We start from the raw sequence: 16268 nt of genomic DNA on the forward strand, positions 1-16268 counted from the left end.
ATATCTCCATCTTTCTCTTCATAATAATCTCCTTTTTTAAAATAGAATCTATCCTGTTTTTCAATTGAGTAAAAAATGATATCTTTTACTAAATTTGCTTTTATCTCTTTAGAAATAATACCATTATGATCCTTAATTATAATTTTAATTAAGGCTGGAGTAAGTGCCATTTCACGAGAATCATATGACACATCTTTAATACAAAATATCTCTTTCTTAGAAGATGAATGGCATGAAGTAAACAAATAAATTATAATAATTAAGCTAATATATTTCATAAATTTAAAATTATCGATTAAAGCATTTTTCGCTTTCAACTAAACTTAGGTATTTACTTTGGTAAACATTAATAGAATCTTTCTCAATTGTTATTGTCTCTCCAATTCTCTGAACTATATTAATTCTGCAAAATGTTCCTGCAAAAATTTTATTGGATTTTTTTTTGACTTATCTAAATCATTAAATTCATCTACGAATTCTACGTTTTTTATAAACTTTAAACTTTGCTCTTCTCCTAATATACTTTCTAAAACTATATCAGCAATCAATGCTTTTTGATTTTCATCTAATTCATTCAAATTATCAGTTTTTAAAATTATATCAAATGTTCCATCAGAAAATTTATAAAGAACATATTCCCAATTTTTAACATCTAAAATCTTTTTGACATTCATTTCTTCATTTAAAACTAACCGATAATTCCATTTTTTGGATGGCTTATAATAGTAGAATTCCCAATCTTCAATTTCAGGTGCTAATTCAATAATTCTTTTTGTGGAACTTAACAAGTTCAAATCTCCTCCTGGGGATATAATAAGCATATTTTTCGCGTTATTACCCTCTCTAACTTCCCAATTAAAATCTCCCATTGTCATAATTTCTCTATTTAACTGAGAAATGTTTTCATTTGAAATCTTGTCAGATTGTAAATTTAATTGGTTCACGGAGAACCAATTCCAAAATTCATTTATTTTTCTTTCTTTATTTACCATATTTTTTCTTTAACCCTTCCATTCTTTTTACTGAAACTTCACTAGAGATTTAATGATAACCTTTTACTGATTATCGTATTTCTATTTTTTTCTTTACAATAAAACTATATTTTGATAAATTATTAAAACATGTTAATTAAAGACTACGATATTTAGCTGGGTTATTTTTCCTTTTTTGTTCGAAAAAATAAGGACTTTTTCTAAACTCTCCTCTTTCTTCTTTAATCAAAAAAATGTTTTTTGGAAGCTTTGTCACTCTATCTTCATAGGATAGTACTAATACTTTCTCATTACAGTTTACAAGATCATACTTATGGGCTCCCCAACTAAATATACTGTCATTACTCACAGACCATTTTCTATCGCTATCAATCAAATCCCCATCCTTATTGAATCTCTTAAAATTTCCTTGTAAATCTCTAATGTATTTATCGTACGTTTTGTCTTTATGAAATTTGAAATAGATATAACCTGTTTGAGAAGTACTATAATATACCCAATAATTATTTTCATCATTGATGATATAATTATCAATATCAGCTTCATTTTTACAACTACTAAAAATTGCAAAAAACAATATAAAAAAAAATTTAGTTTTCATTTTCTATCGGTTTATATTCTGTAGTAAATCTATTGCTACCTAAAGATTAGTGATTTTTTCATGATCTATTTCTTAAAACATAATCCCTTTAGATTCTTTGCTTCGTGTAAATCATAAATTGAATCTCTCTCAATTCTAATCGTTTCTCCGTGATACCAAATACCATCAAGATTAATTGAAAATCTATCATCACTTAAAAATCCAGGGTTTAATTTAAAATCATACGATTTTCCAGTTTGAATTTTATTGCATTTAGAAAATCTCCCTTCTGTTTTAAAAGATAAGATTTTAAAATACAAGCTATCTTTTTTCGCATGAATAACATATACATTATTAATCGAATCAATACTTAGAACCGTATATTCTTTTTCATTAACGGTTGTTTTTACAGAGCTTGATTTGCAGGAAGTAAAAATGATGAATAATAACATTAGTGATTTTTTCATGATCTATTTCTTAAAACATAATCCCTTTAGATTCTTTGCTTCATGTATATCATAAATAGAATCTTTCTCAATTGTTATAATCTCATTATTAAACATGTAACCATCAACATTTATAGGAAAAATAGGATCACTGAGAAAACCAGGATTTAATTTGAAATTGTACGTTTTACCTACTTGAATTTTATCACATTTAGAATTCTTCTTTGTAGTTTTTACAGATAAAATTTTATAATATTTTTTTTCGCTTTTTGCTCGAATTACATACACACTATTAATGGAATCAATACTTAGAACCATATATTCTTTTTCATTGATGGTTGTTTTTATAGAGCTTGATTTGCAGGATGCAAATAAATAGACCACAACAATTATAATACTGTATTTCATATATTATATTCTGTATATTAAAATATTATTCTTCTTTACTTAGTACTCTTCCCCTTTCAAAAAAACTATGGTTTTTAGTAATAAGATAAATATTAATGACCTCATTAATACTTACATAATTTTACAATTAAAGTATCGTTACCTATAACTAAGCCAATATTACTTTTTATTAGAAAATCTTCAATCTCTTTTTGTTCCCATCTATGATTCTTATCTCTATCAAAATAATTTATTCCTAAATACAGTGTAGTCGTATCATCTTTTTTCTTCATCTCTTCTTCAATCCCTCGTCCTATTATTTATTTAATATTCTTTTTGCTATTTCATTCGAATCTAATGTGAATTTATATAAAAGATTATTATAGTTCTCTGGTATCCACTCCCCAAATCCAAAATGAGCTTTTAAAGCATTTTCATAACGAATAGGAGCATAATTGGTTTCATAATCAAGCATATCAAACTCTTTTATATTTATTGACTTTAACCTATCTCCTTTATAATTAATTAAATAAATATCTTTGGGCGGTGTTCCTAATCGAAAATAAGGCATTGTAATTGAATCAATATTTTTTATTGAATTTCCAATTATTTCCCAATGTTTATGATATAATTTAGCATCTGTTGAATAACCCAAAAATAATAATGGCGTATTACATATTTTTTGAATTTCTATAGGTGTCTCCTTACTTTGTTTAATATCAAATACACACATTATAAAAGCATTTTTTGAATTTGGAAAACATACAATTTGTCCAAAGCCAACTTCTTTTTCGCTTAATGGTATTGTGAATATATCTCCAATTTTTAATTTAAATCTTATCATCATGAAATTTTATATCATCAAGGTTGATATAATGAATTGGATTTTATAACATAATAAAACCCAATATAATCATCAAACACAGTTAGATAGTTATTCTTAAAGAGATAATAAAAAATTGTTTCTTGTTCTTCTTTTGACAAACCATTCTTTAATCTAAATGTATCTTCTTGTGGTTTGTCATAGTAGATATTTATAAAATCACTAAGTGAATGTGAATTATACTTTTCTGTAATCTCTTTATTTAAATCAAAACATTCTGTTTCTTTCTCATCACTGATATCTAACTTTTGGTTTAATACCTCATTCAGGTAATCCAAATAAGTCATTTTACTATATCTTAACTTATAAATTGCTCTTAATTCATTCATATAAACTAATTTGACATTACCTTCTTTACACTTTCCAAAAAGTATTATCATGTTATATTGGGAAGGTAGTTCAAAGGTTTCTTCTGACATTTTAGATATTAAATTTTTATCAAAAAAAATCTCTGAATCTCTCTTATTACAAGAAATTGTAAATATAATTACAAATATTAATAATGAATATTTCATGCGATTATATTGAAGATTATATTGTTCTATCTACTAAAATTAATCCTTAACACTAATTACATTTATCCATTCTAATTGTATCTTTTCCTATTACCAATCCTATTCCTTTTTGCGTTAAATAATCTTCAACCTCTTTTGATTCCCATTTCCGATCTTTATTTGCGCTAAAATAGCTTGTTCCTAAATAAAGAATTATAGTATCCTCTCTTTTCTCATAAGAGTTTTTTTTCATATAAAAACCTATCTTTTGATCTTCTTTTATTGAATAGAATAAAACTTGCTTAAACTGTTCATTCTTCATACTTTTTTCAATAACTGATTGATTATCAATAACACTTACTTTTATTAATGCAGGTTCTATGGGACTTTCATTTGTCTTATACTTTAGCGTCATAAAACATAATTCTTTTTCTACCTGTTTCTTACCACAAGAAATTATAGATATAATTACAAATATTAATAATACATATTTCATAGTACGTTTATTTTTGATTAAAATATTTTTGATACTCATTAGGATATAAATAATATCCTTGATATACTTTTATATGTTTTTGAAATTCAGGGGAAGTCTTTTCCCATGTTGGGCTTTTTAATTGATGTAGTGTTGCTCTGTTTTCCAAAATCCATGCCCCAAGTGATATCTTACCTTCTAATAAATCTGGAATATGTTTCCCTCTTTCATGAGAAAATAAATTAAGAATATCATATCCATTATTTACTGTTCTTCCTAAAGCAGAATAATCAACTAATATTGCCTTTTCTCCTTCTGCTAAGTATCCTGATCTTCCAGTAACCCCACCCAATCTTGCAGATGCTAAAGCTTGATCAGATGAAGACGTATCATCAATTTTTCCTGATTTTAATTCTTTTAAATTATAACCCGCTTCTTGATAGTAATGATTTAATATACCTCCAGCAACATCAGATCTATTAATACTCGAATCAGTTATATCTTTAGAATACTTTTGCGCTACAGCTTCATTCACAGATCCATTCTTATTATAAAATCCTTTTGGTGTGTTAAAAATAGAATAATCACTCTTTAAAAATAAAGGATTAGAATTACTTGTGATATATATTTTTTTATCATCAATATTATCAGAACCCAAATATTGTCCATTTTTGTCGAAATAATCTCCATCATTTTCTAACATACCAGTTGGATCATTATATCGTATAGGATTGTTAAACCCGAACCTATACGGTGTCCAATCTGGAAACTCCTCACTCAAAGGATCTGGAGAAAGCCATCGACTGGGCACATCGCCTATCGGTCGGGCATAGATGCCATTAATAGTATCCAGTGGAGCATTGCCTACTATCTCTTTTCGATCTACATGAAAACGGATGGAACCAATAGTAACAATACTATCCAAATCATGTACTTCTAGGTATTTCCCCTTGCTTAAGGTCGCTATTTTGGCTTTATATCCAAATTGCTTAAAAGGATTAGCGGCTTCAATGTTCTTTTCTCTCCGCGCTATTTCTTCTTTTGATAATTGTTCCTGTGCAGTTACTAGGCCAACTATGAAAAAGAAAAAAATTAAAAAATAAAGTTTTTTCATAATTCATTATTGTTTGTTAAAGGTATTCAATTTCTTGTTTTCATACTTATCTCTTTCCGTCTTTAATGAAATAAGCCAATTTATATACATTTCCTCTGGCATATAGCGATAGCCTATTGCATGGATGTGTGCATATTCTTTTTCTAATGTTGCAAAGGCGATTCTTGCTTTTTGGGAATCTGTTTCTGCTTCTATATTCTTTTTATGAATTTCGGCTTTTAAAATCAAGGCTGTCGCTAGGTTTGGATAAGCTTTTATTGCTGTTTCTGCGCATCTTAAAAGAAAAGTACCATCGTTTTGAGGGAAGGTTTCTTGATAGGCATTTGCCAAATCCATTACGACTAAGGCAATGGTTTCTTTGTTGTTCAATGCTTTCATGTACACCCCGTTTTTAATGGCTTCGATGTGAATAAATCCCGAGGCCATAAGCCAGGCATCGTTGGGAAAAATACCACTGGTGAGTTCTGTATTGTACCAACCATTCTTTTTGTTTTGGTGTTTTATATAAACATGATTGGGCGCTAAGGCCAAATGGGCTGTGGTGCCTAATTCTTCGCAGAGAATCTTGTATAAATATGGAAGGGAATGACAATTTCCTTTTCGGGTATAGAACAGCTTCGAAACAAATCTGCTTGACAATTCCTGATTCCCAAATACATCTTGAAAATCGTATTGAAATGGGATATATTTGTATTGTTCGTCTTTAATAATTATTGGAATGCTATCGCACATAATCTGATAGGCAGAAGCCCATTTATTTACGTCTTTTTTATCCTTTTCTACATAGGCCAAAAACCGATTTTCTATTAAGGAGTTGCATAAATTTTTAAGAAATTGTATTTCATTATTAATAAATACAGTATCTAATTTTCCATTCAAATAGGCATTTTCAACCGAAAAAACAGCTTTCTTAAAACTGTAATTGTTTTCATCAATTAGCATCTCATTCAGCGTGGCAAAGCTTTGCTCATAGCTTTTTTCCTGAGATTGGGCAATCACTGGTAACGTAACTAAAAAGTAGAGGATGAATTGTATATATTTCTGCATTAGTTTTTACTTTTTTTAGACGTTTGTTTTAATACTCCTTTTAATTGTTTCGAGAGTGTCTCATTGTCCTGTTTTTGTTTTTCATCCGTCATGGATTGCAACCATTGTTGATAGACTTCTTCTGGCATGGGTTCATATCCTAAATTATCAATAGCGTCATAGCGTTGGTTTACTTCATTGAGTAAGGTTACCGCTTTTGGAAAATTTCTAATATTCTGTAATTCTTGGTGATTGAGCGGATTTATTCCCAATTGTTGCATGACGTATTCAAATCGTGCTTTTGCACTATTGGCTTTCACAATTCTTGCGTTTACGCTGTTGGGATAGTATTCTAATGCTTTATCAATTATTTTTTCTACAAATTCATCATAGCCAAATTTGTGGATATAACCACTGGCTAAATCGGTATAGTGTTGGCCTAAGAGTTCCTTCTTTGAAAGGTTCTCCATATAGATGTTATTTTGGAGGGCTTCGGATTTTATATATCCTGATTGTAAGATATAGGAGGTTGTCGAGAACATTCCATTTGTCAGTTCAATATTGAACCATTTTCCAGCATCGTCAGGAAAACGGATATAAGAGTGATTTGGAGAAAGAGCCAGATAAGCTTCTGCTTGCAGGGATTCTGCTAAAATAAGATACAACAACGGCATGGAATGGCATTGTCCTGTACCCGTTGCCAGAAGCTTCGAGACAAACAACTTGGAGTAATTGTCTTTTCCAGTATAATCTTCAAAGTCATATTTAAAAGCCAGGTGCTTTTGTTTGGTTGACTTGAGCGCTAAAGTTTCTGAAAAAAATTGAAATAGCATGTAATTCTTAGCTGAATTACTCTGTACATCATACCCTAATTCATTCATTTTTGCCAATAAAAACTGGCTTGTTTGTGCAATTACGGTATTGAATTCCTCTTTGTCAAGTTTGTTTTCATAAAAGGCATTTTCGATATCGAAATTAATCTCTTTTATCGAATAGGTATCTTCCTGTAATTGGAGTAGCTTATCAAAAACAGTATGGTAATACGATGTTCCTTTTAGATGGGAGAGGTCGGGAAGGTTATAATTAATATCCGATTTTAATTCATTAATGTCGCGGTATAATTCTTTTAAATTTTCTATTCTATTCTTTTCATTTTGGTCTACTTCCTTCCGTATCATTTCATGCTGTCTTTGCTGTTTTAAATTCTCATTGTTTGCATCATAACCTGTATTAATTTGAATTGTGTTTCCATAGGATGGAAGCACCGTTTGTGGCATACCAGAAAAGTTTACTTGACCATAAGTAAGAATAGGAAAAAGGAAAAGATAAAAATATTTCATGTCTATCATTATTTAAAACCAAACATTGTAGAGGAATAAAAATAATCAATTTATTTGTGAATTAAGAAAAAATAATGAAAATTATTTTATAATTATGTATTAAATACATAAAATTAACCAAATAACATACAATTATTTAAAAACAAACTTCAATCGTAAAACTGCTTATTTTACTTTATTCGGGAAGGAAAGGGGACTAAAATAATGTATTAAATCATGCATTTAATGCATATTTTTTAATTGTTTAATTATTTTAAAATTGGAAGTATTTTTAAAGGAAAATATATGCCTTTTACTTTTAATGGTGTAGTTGAACTAAGCAGTATAACCCAATTCTTCATTTCAATTATGGAAAACCGTAAAAACAACGTTTCTTAAAAATCGAACTTTAGACAAACAAATAAAAAATCCTTACTCACACTAATGTACTTCTAATTTCAAATTTGAATTTATGCTAAAAAGAACTGTTTTAATTGAAAACAAATTTTCCATAACAACAAGAAACAACCAGTTAGTACTAAAGTCTGAGACAAAAGAAAGCTCTATTCCCATTGAAGATATTGGTTTTCTTGTTTTGGATCACAATGAAATCTATCTCAGTATTCCTGCTATGAATCTACTTGTTGAAAATAATACTGCTATCATTATATGCGGAAAGAGTCATCTTCCTAATGGAATGTTATTAAACTTAAATAGTCATCACATTCAACAAGAAATATTTAAAAATCAAATTGAAGCATCTATCCCTCTAAAAAAACAGTTATGGCAGCAAACAATAATAGAAAAAATTAAAAATCAAGGGCTGCTGCTCGAAAAATTAACGCAATCAAAAAATAGCTTTGTTTTTCTAGCCAGTAAGGTCTTGAGTGGAGATTCATCTAATATGGAAGGGGTCGCTGCACAGCAATATTGGAAGTATTTCCCTCAACCCACTCTAGAAATGGATGGAATTAAACGAGAACGATATGGTGACTACCCTAATAATTTTTTGAATTATGGCTATGCCATTTTAAGAGCTGCAACAGCAAGAGCCCTTTCTGGAAGTGGTTTATTAAATACATTAGGCATTCATCATAAAAGTAAATACAATGCTTTTGCACTTGCTGATGATATCATGGAACCGTTTCGTCCAATTGTAGATGAAAAAGTTTTTGAAATTATGCAACATTTTGATGAACAAGAACTAAATACCGTTATTAAAGCTGAATTATTACAAATACTAACAAGAACTGTTTATTTTAAAGAAGAAAAAAGTCCTTTAATTATAGCTCTACAAAAAACCGCAAGTTCTCTACAACAATGCTTAACCGGCAATCGAAAAAAAATTAAATATCCCGCATTATGGAACTTAACGGATATAGGATAATGTGGTTATTTGTTTTTTTTGATTTACCTACAGAAACAAAAAAAGACAGACGAAACGCTTCTGGATTTAGAACTAATTTATTGAAAGATGGATTTTCAATGATGCAATATTCTGTTTATATACGCCATTGTGCAAGCAGTGAAAGTGCTGATGTACATGAGAAACGCATCTATAAGCTTTTACCTCCTCTAGGGAAAGTAAGTGTACTTCGAATTACTGATAAACAATTTGGTAATATTCAAAACTTCTGGGGGAAAACAGAACTACCCTCAGCACCTCAACCCACACAATTAGAATTATTTTGATATACTTCGTCTAAAGAATTTTAACCTGACACTATCCTAGAATAGAAAAAATGCTGCAATTATGGGCTATCAAACCATAAAAGCAGCATTTTTTTAAACGATATTCCTTCATAAACCGTTATATATCAGAAGGAAACAAACAGACTCTTGTTGTATTCTCTAATCTTTAATCAAACCACAACTTGAGGTGATGAGAGTAATTTAAGATCTCTCTTGTTGTATTCTCTAATCTTTAATCAAACCACAACTGGAGATTTAGTTCGTGCAGGAATTGTAAACTTGTTGTATTCTCTAATCTTTAATCAAACCACAACACTTGATCTATTAAACGCTTCTGTTTTTCCTTGTTGTATTCTCTAATCTTTAATCAAACCACAACTAGAATAAGTATCTCGTCTTTACTAAACGCCTTGTTGTATTCTCTAATCTTTAATCAAACCACAACGACTCGAACGGGGTGTCCTTGACCTTTCCCCTTGTTGTATTCTCTAATCTTTAATCAAACCACAACGTGATTTTCACAGCAAACTCAAAAATACGCTTGTTGTATTCTCTAATCTTTAATCAAACCACAACAAAAATCCAAATGTGATGTTTGAATTAGGTCTTGTTGTATTCTCTAATCTTTAATCAAACCACAACCCCGTATTTTGTATCCCCTCTTCGAAAACGCTTGTTGTATTCTCTAATCTTTAATCAAACCACAACCAGTGAAAAGATCCGAAATAGGCATCTTGGCTTGTTGTATTCTCTAATCTTTAATCAAACCACAACACCTGTACCCCCATTAAAGAACTGGTGATACTTGTTGTATTCTCTAATCTTTAATCAAACCACAACGTACATTAGTATGTACACAAATATAGTATTCTTGTTGTATTCTCTAATCTTTAATCAAACCACAACTATTTTTGAATAGTAAAAGCCCTCCCGAATCTTGTTGTATTCTCTAATCTTTAATCAAACCACAACCTTAGGGAAATTATTGTTTACATTGTTTACCTTGTTGTATTCTCTAATCTTTAATCAAACCACAACTTATTGTTTTCAACTTAATAATTTATCACTCTTGTTGTATTCTCTAATCTTTAATCAAACCACAACACTTATGTTGATATGACTAAATTAGAGATGCTTGTTGTATTCTCTAATCTTTAATCAAACCACAACTCTGGTAGGGAAGTGATTTGTGTTCCACTTCTTGTTGTATTCTCTAATCTTTAATCAAACCACAACCAAAAACGATATCCGGATTATCATAAATTGCTTGTTGTATTCTCTAATCTTTAATCAAACCACAACTTTTTCATCCAAACCTCTTTTAAAATCCAACTTGTTGTATTCTCTAATCTTTAATCAAACCACAACCAACTCTAATTTCTAAAGTAGTATGGTACACTTGTTGTATTCTCTAATCTTTAATCAAACCACAACACATGTGATTGCAAAGAATCAGATGCTAGACTTGTTGTATTCTCTAATCTTTAATCAAACCACAACACATGTGACTGTAAAGAATCAGATGCTAGACTTGTTGTATTCTCTAATCTTTAATCAAACCACAACTCGTTGTTTAAAAAAGCAACATTTAGGGTTCTTGTTGTATTCTCTAATCTTTAATCAAACCACAACGTCACCTCCGTGTTTAATTCGTAAGATAGCCTTGTTGTATTCTCTAATCTTTAATCAAACCACAACAGCATTTATCTGGAGTCTTTCAGAGAGGGGCTTGTTGTATTCTCTAATCTTTAATCAAACCACAACATAACGTTTTTCATTACCTGTATACAAATGCTTGTTGTATTCTCTAATCTTTAATCAAACCACAACTAGCTGAACAGGTCCAAAAGTTAATAATCGCTTGTTGTATTCTCTAATCTTTAATCAAACCACAACCCTGTGTTTTGTATCCCTTCTTCGAAAACGCTTGTTGTATTCTCTAATCTTTAATCAAACCACAACGAGTGGGCAAAAAACGCAGTGAAGCCCAACCTTGTTGTATTCTCTAATCTTTAATCAAACCACAACACTATTGTTGAGAGTTGCTCTCTTCCAACGCTTGTTGTATTCTCTAATCTTTAATCAAACCACAACTGACGCACTTAATTTATTGACGAGCGTAGGCTTGTTGTATTCTCTAATCTTTAATCAAACCACAACTCGAATTGGCCAATCCTAGTAAATTCAGTGCTTGTTGTATTCTCTAATCTTTAATCAAACCACAACTGCCATACTTAGTAAAGAGGTCTTTTAGTACTTGTTGTATTCTCTAATCTTTAATCAAACCACAACGACTCTAACGGGGTGTCCTTGACCTTTCCCCTTGTTGTATTCTCTAATCTTTAATCAAACCACAACTTGAGTAAAGAAGCAGCAATAAGATTGTCTCTTGTTGTATTCTCTAATCTTTAATCAAACCACAACCCTTGTAATTGGATACGCTCTGCTTTTGCACTTGTTGTATTCTCTAATCTTTAATCAAACCACAACGCATCACCATTAGCCACCAAATATGTTCCACTTGTTGTATTCTCTAATCTTTAATCAAACCACAACGAATTGATTCAGTGGTTGTTTTTGAAAAGTCTTGTTGTATTCTCTAATCTTTAATCAAACCACAACCTTAAGGAAATTATTGTTTACATTGTTTACCTTGTTGTATTCTCTAATCTTTAATCAAACCACAACCCCAGTTTATAAATGAGCGGTGTTTACTGCTTGTTGTATTCTCTAATCTTTAATCAAACCACAACCCGCCATCCGAGTAAACACTCGTGATACATCTTGTTGTATTCTCTAATCTTTAATCAAACCACAACTGTTAGGTTAGAACCTCTTAAAGTTGAATCTTGTTGTATTCTCTAATCTTTAATCAAACCACAACTAACGAGTTAGTTAATGACAAAGCAATATTCTTGTTGTATTCTCTAATCTTTAATCAAACCACAACATCTAACTGAGCATTAAGTTTTTTAACCTCCTTGTTGTATTCTCTAATCTTTAATCAAACCACAACATGAATAGAGGATTAGAACTAATTTCTAGTCTTGTTGTATTCTCTAATCTTTAATCAAACCACAACAGTAACTTTACCTTCAATTGATGGTGAGCTCTTGTTGTATTCTCTAATCTTTAATCAAACCACAACTACTAATTCACTAACTCTTGTTCTAAATCCCTTGTTGTATTCTCTAATCTTTAATCAATCCAAAATGTAATTACAATCCCTACCCTTAAAAAGTTACTTATCGATTTTTTTTAATTTATATCTTTTCTATTTTCCCTGAGGATAAAACTTTAAAATCTATTCCTTCAATAAATGCTGAAAACTGACTGTGATTCATTTTTCTCGTTGGTTTATTTTCTTCTAATTTAAAAACTCCGTCTGGTTTAAAATTATCTTTTTTTATTTCATCCGATTTTCTGGCTTCATTAAAATACCTAAAAGATATTGTCCCATATTCATCCACTTTTCCTGAAGATCTAACTATTCTCTGAATAGATAATCCTTCAATAATATATTTCCTCCCTGTAAAATCAATTATTTCTGTAATATCTTTAGGCTTTTCATTTTCTTTATCATAAAAAACAACTTGTAAACCTCTTTTTAAAATTACATCTCTATTATTACTTTTCGCTATCGGAATCTGTACTTTTTTATTCTTAACTTCTTTTACTTTATTTAGTGGATAATAGCCTTGGCCTTCTTTTATTAATTTAGCTAAATTAAAATTGTTTATTAATTCAAATTCTTTCTTACCGTCTAATTCATAAATAGCCATCGCATAATTCTCTTCATTCTGCCCATATACTTTTTGTTTATGTTCATGTCTCGATTTTGACAATTGACTATGCTCTTTTATTTCTATAGGGTTTTTAACGTTATTCGCATACAATCTGACTTTATTGATTGCAATTCCCTTTTCCTCATTCATCCAAACTTTTCTATTCTCTGTTAATTTATTCTTTTGTTGTGGATTAGAAGATATAAGTAAGACCTTGTTCTCGATGGCTTCTTTTATTTTTTCTTTTACAACCTCATCAACTATACTTTCGACATCAGAGGTTTTTATACTTTCCAAATCTTTTCGAATAACATACCGGATTTCTTTATTATTTAATGGGTTTTTAATCGCTCCATAAATACTGTCTTGATGCAGAGAGCCACGAATAGTATCTCCTTGTTGCAATCTTGGAATTTTATTTCCATCCTTATCTATCTTGTAAATTATTTTTTGATTGAAATCTTTTTTTAGAACAGTTTTGCCATTACCATTTTTTTCCGTTTCTGCAACATATTGCTTCTTACCTCTAATCCTGATAATTTTTTTTGATTGTTTTTTCACATTATCTGGTGTATAATGTGAAATTAAAATTTCATCTTCTATTTTCTTTAAATCTTCTTTAAAGGTTTTCCAAGGTTTGGAATCTGCCAATAATTTTCTTGCCTCTGTAAGTCTCCCCCCATCTTCATTTGTCCAGGCTTCTGCCAATATATCATATTTTTCTTTAGTCATACAAGCAATAGTAATAGCATCAATGGCATGATGTGTATGCTTATTTCTATCTTTTTTATAATGATATTTTTTATCGTTTTCTTGATAACTTTCCTGAATTCCCCAAATTTTTCTGAATTCGGCAACCATCCCACCTTTTACGCTTTCAACTCTCCTGAAATATGATTTTAAATAGGCCTGAGCATATTTAGTAATAATCCCTGTATCAGGAATTTGACTATTTTTAAAACCTACTCTAGGTTCTTCCAAAATAAATCGTTCATATTTACCTTTTAAATAATCTCTCTTAAGCGTTAAATAGTGTCTGCGTCTTATTTTTTTATCTTTTGCTTCTTTTGTTGCAACTCCTTTTATCGAACGTGTAATTATTTCAATCTCCCTACTTAAATTATCCGACTCCACTTTCCAATGCTTTATTCTTGGGAGTATTTCTAGATGATTATATAATTCAAATGGTATTTTATTTCCTTTGATAGCCCTATTAAATTTCTGACTACAAAGCGTCTTATTCATTTGAGAATTGTCTTGAGAAACACTTCTAGGAATAGTATGCTCAATATCATATTTTGAGTTACTCCCAATTATATCGCAAATACTAATATTTCTGCCTTCTTCATATATTTCTGCTTTATTTTGTTCTAACCAAAGTTGATAACGTAATAAATCATCTTCCGTTGGTTCAATTTCTTTTTTGCATTCTTCTAAGTAAAGTTTTTTTATTTCTTTGACAGCTTCTTCTCGTTTTTTCTTTAATTCATTTTGATAATCTTGAATTCCTTTTCTTTTGTTGGCATCGTTTAGCTCGCGAGCCATTTCAATGTGAATCTTTGTTTTTTCATCAATATGTCCTTCAAAAATTAATGTATTCAACACTTTTCGCAATTGATGCAAAGCCCGCATCGCCATAGGATTTTTTATAGAAGATGTTATAGGACTTCCTAAAACTACTTTTTCATTTCCAAACTCATCTTTGATAATTTTCTTTTTAAAAATCTCAATATCCGATGGATGATAAAGTTTTTTTAGGCGTTTTTCATCAGAACAAAATACTTCTCCATTTTCATTTTCTCCATTTAAAAATTCTAAAACTTTTTCGTCTAAACGTTTAATCTTTACAAATTCATATGCTTTTAATTGCTGAATAAATATTGGGAATAATTCATCTAAAACAACTTCTTTATCTTCAATCGAATTATATTTGAAGAATACACCTAATTTTTTATTCAAATCACTTTTATAGGTTACTTCTGCTTCTTTCGAGTAAAAAAAACCATTTGTTTTACATTCTTTTATCAAAGAATTTACGGCTTCCAGCAAACCATTTTCATAAGTGTGATTTTCTATAATTACCGCTATTTTATCCTGAATAAATTTTCTTTGCTCTGCATCATTCCATATTCTCTCATCTACAATACTTTCTATATTAGCCATAAATACTGCATGAGAATACAACAAACCTTCTTTTACATAAGGCAAAATTTTATTAATAGCATTTAAACTCAAACTCGCATAATCTTTTTTCAGACGTATTTTACTAAACGCTTTTGCATTTTTAGGACCTAAATCAAGTTTATCCTTGGCATTGGCATATTCATACAGATAAGCATCTGATGTGGAAACAGACAGCAAGTGCCATAAATCTCTATAATCAACAGTTCTTGATGCCTCTTGTTCTTTTGAATTTAAGGTTTTATAAGTGAATTTTTTGTTTCTCCAATCTTCTCCAATAGCATTTTTTAAAGACGCTGAAACTGGACACCCTGAAACTGTATCTGTTAACTTATAATTAAACCAATAATGGAATTCATCTTTTCTGGAAGATTTATAAAATCCGAAAGTTGCTCCTTTTGGAATCAACTCTTTCGCTAAATCCTCAAAGTTGAAGTTGTCTTTTTTTCTTAAAAATTTAGATATCAAACTTAACTTTTCCTCTTTCGAAAGAAACCGTAAAGTTTTTTCTGATTGTGTTCCATATTTAATAGTATTCAAATAAGTCCACATTCTGTATTCTTCAAAATCAGGATGTGAGATGGCGCAACGGGATTTATTTTTTTCAAAAGAACATTTCCCAATTAATCCTTTTTGTGATTTTAAAGGACGTTGAAAAAAAATTGCTTTGTACAAATTTTTAGCAAGCCCAATATATCTTTTTTCAGGCAATTGTTCTTTTTCATTAATCCCTTCAATTTCTTGTATTTTACAAAGTACTTCAAACTCTTTTAAATAATGTTCCTCCCTAGCGGTATACTTATTTCTTATCTTGTCTTTACTGTATAGACTAAAGAAGTATTGCCCCAAAGTAGAAAATCCCCCATTTTTCATTGCTTGAGAAATTTCACCAAT

Annotated in this window: 15 protein-coding genes and 1 CRISPR repeat array; of the genes, 2 read left to right on the plus strand and 13 right to left on the minus strand. The window is 29.9% G+C overall.

The features are described from left to right. The 12 genes from P6733_RS14545 to P6733_RS14600 all read right to left on the minus strand — a co-directional run. Nucleotides 1–278: hypothetical protein (locus P6733_RS14545; protein ID WP_306353660.1), on the minus strand; the 278-nt coding region annotated here is incomplete at its 3' end. A 114-nt stretch (nt 279–392) separates the two neighbouring features. Continuing rightward, entirely contained in the window at nt 393–992 is a 600-nt protein-coding gene (locus tag P6733_RS14550; RefSeq protein ID WP_306353661.1) for a hypothetical protein, read from the minus strand. Between the two features lie 136 nt (nt 993–1128). After that, nucleotides 1129–1593 carry a hypothetical protein gene (locus P6733_RS14555; RefSeq protein WP_306353662.1) on the minus strand — a complete coding sequence of 155 codons (465 nt, stop codon included), beginning with the start codon at nt 1591–1593 and terminating at the stop codon, nt 1129–1131. A 65-nt stretch (nt 1594–1658) separates the two neighbouring features. Continuing rightward, on the minus strand, nt 1659–2039 hold the full coding sequence (locus P6733_RS14560; RefSeq protein ID WP_306353663.1) for a hypothetical protein: 381 nt from the start codon (nt 2037–2039) through the stop codon (nt 1659–1661). Between the two features lie 3 nt (nt 2040–2042). Further along, nucleotides 2043–2426 (minus strand): hypothetical protein, encoded by a 384-nt coding sequence (locus P6733_RS14565; RefSeq protein WP_306353664.1) that lies wholly within the window; start codon nt 2424–2426, stop codon nt 2043–2045. Nucleotides 2427–2530: 104 nt separating this feature from the next. Further along, nucleotides 2531–2698 carry a hypothetical protein gene (locus tag P6733_RS14570; RefSeq protein ID WP_306353665.1) on the minus strand — a complete coding sequence of 56 codons (168 nt, stop codon included), beginning with the start codon at nt 2696–2698 and terminating at the stop codon, nt 2531–2533. Nucleotides 2699–2721: 23 nt separating this feature from the next. Next, on the minus strand, nt 2722–3249 hold the full coding sequence (locus tag P6733_RS14575; RefSeq protein WP_306353666.1) for an Imm26 family immunity protein: 528 nt from the start codon (nt 3247–3249) through the stop codon (nt 2722–2724). 17 nt (nt 3250–3266) lie between these two features. Further along, nucleotides 3267–3707 carry a hypothetical protein gene (locus tag P6733_RS14580; RefSeq protein WP_306353667.1) on the minus strand — a complete coding sequence of 147 codons (441 nt, stop codon included), beginning with the start codon at nt 3705–3707 and terminating at the stop codon, nt 3267–3269. 148 nt (nt 3708–3855) lie between these two features. Continuing rightward, on the minus strand, nt 3856–4278 hold the full coding sequence (locus tag P6733_RS14585) for a hypothetical protein (protein ID WP_306353668.1): 423 nt from the start codon (nt 4276–4278) through the stop codon (nt 3856–3858). Between the two features lie 7 nt (nt 4279–4285). Continuing rightward, complete coding sequence (locus P6733_RS14590) at nt 4286–5371, minus strand: hypothetical protein (protein ID WP_306353669.1); 1086 nt, start codon at nt 5369–5371, stop codon at nt 4286–4288. A gap of 6 nt (nt 5372–5377) precedes the next feature. Further along, on the minus strand, nt 5378–6418 hold the full coding sequence (locus P6733_RS14595; RefSeq protein ID WP_306353670.1) for a hypothetical protein: 1041 nt from the start codon (nt 6416–6418) through the stop codon (nt 5378–5380). Continuing rightward, nucleotides 6418–7737, minus strand: a complete 1320-nt coding sequence (locus P6733_RS14600; RefSeq protein ID WP_306353671.1) for a hypothetical protein — start codon at nt 7735–7737, stop codon at nt 6418–6420. Before P6733_RS14600 ends, P6733_RS14595 begins: the two co-directional genes overlap by 1 nt. Nucleotides 7738–8188: 451 nt before the next feature. Between P6733_RS14600 and cas1 the strand changes: the two genes are divergently transcribed. Next, the gene (gene cas1 / locus P6733_RS14605) at nt 8189–9103 is read left to right on the plus strand and encodes a type II CRISPR-associated endonuclease Cas1 (protein ID WP_306353672.1); all 915 of its coding nucleotides are present in this window, start codon (nt 8189–8191) and stop codon (nt 9101–9103) included. Continuing rightward, on the plus strand, nt 9079–9408 hold the full coding sequence (cas2, locus tag P6733_RS14610; RefSeq protein WP_306353673.1) for a CRISPR-associated endonuclease Cas2: 330 nt from the start codon (nt 9079–9081) through the stop codon (nt 9406–9408). Before cas1 ends, cas2 begins: the two co-directional genes overlap by 25 nt. Before the next feature lie 146 nt (nt 9409–9554). Further along, nucleotides 9555–12622: direct repeats of the CRISPR family, unit length 36 nt; unit sequence CTTGTTGTATTCTCTAATCTTTAATCAAACCACAAC. Nucleotides 12623–12671: 49 nt separating this feature from the next. Here cas2 and cas9 read toward each other — a convergent pair. After that, a complete protein-coding gene (gene cas9, locus P6733_RS14615; protein ID WP_306353674.1) occupies nt 12672–16247 on the minus strand; it encodes a type II CRISPR RNA-guided endonuclease Cas9 in 3576 nt (1191 codons plus the stop codon). Nucleotides 16248–16268 lie beyond the last annotated feature (21 nt).

Origin of the sequence: Flavobacterium aerium (assembly GCF_030766725.1) — a bacterium.
Taxonomy (GTDB): Bacteria; Bacteroidota; Bacteroidia; order Flavobacteriales; family Flavobacteriaceae; genus Flavobacterium; species Flavobacterium aerium.